The sequence below is a fragment of the Bradyrhizobium sp. LeoA1Lang genome (assembly GCF_055413685.1).
Genome location: NZ_JBVAPG010000427.1, coordinates 1 through 971, shown reverse-complemented (window position 1 = coordinate 971; position 971 = coordinate 1). Strand labels below are relative to the sequence as shown.

Here is a 971-nt window from a genome sequence, read left to right as displayed (position 1 = left end):
ACTTTCTTCGCAATGCCCACCTCGATATCCCAGCGGCCGTCGAGGCGCTGCGCCAATACTGGATGCCGATCCGCTACGCACGCGCCCGCTGATCACTGCGAACGTGGGAGCTCTTACCGCTTACGCAAGGATGCCGCTGCTGCGCTTGGTGAGATCGCTGATCCCTCCGCTCGCGACGCGCTGGTTGCACGCGCCCGCGACGGTAATCCGCGTCAGGAAGACCGTGAGCTGGGCGCTCCAACGGATTGAGGCGCGCTAATCCTTGAACAGGATCTTCTTGAGTTGATCGAGCCGATTGATACGGATGATGTTGCCCTCGATGCTGATGATGTATTTGGTCTGAAAGCGCTTCATCATCATCGTGACCCATTGGCGCGTGGAGCCGACCATTGCAGCAATCTGGTCGTGGGTGACCTTGCGGTTGATGACAACTGTGTTGCCATCGGCAATCCCGTAGAGTTCAGCCAGGTTCAATAGATATTGTGCCAGCCGCTCGATCACCGAGCGTGTGCCCAGCATCTGCGCCATGGAAGAGTAGCACTTGCCCTTGGCGATCAGTCCGTCGATCAAAGCCAGTGCGAACGACGGCATCTGCAGAAGGAGCTTCTGCAATGTGCGGCGGGGCAATCCAGTGATCTCGCAGTCCTCAATCGCCACGCCGGACCACATGTGTACACCGAAGCCTGAGATCTCTGGGCCTCCGATGAAATGTCCATGCGTCCAATAAGCGAGGGTGATCTCCCGGCCGGAAGGGGCGGAGTAATAGACCCGGACCTGGCCGCGCCTGATGATGAAGATGCCATCATGATGTTCACCCTGGCTGAACACCATCTCTCCTCGTGGAACTAGTACCCACTTTTCTTGGATCGTGAGTCGTGATTCAAGATATGGATGATCCCCGAAGCAAGAGAAGTCCACCTTTCGCGGAAAGATCGCAAGGTGCTTGAGGCGTGTTGTCGCTCGCCGGTGAC

Annotated in this window: 1 protein-coding gene; it reads right to left on the bottom strand. The window is 57.6% G+C overall.

The window, feature by feature from the left end:
* Positions 1–255: 255 nt before the first annotated feature.
* Complete coding sequence (locus ACZYOF_RS43955) at positions 256–918, bottom strand: Crp/Fnr family transcriptional regulator (protein ID WP_463719615.1); 663 nt, start codon at positions 916–918, stop codon at positions 256–258.
* Positions 919–971 lie beyond the last annotated feature (53 nt).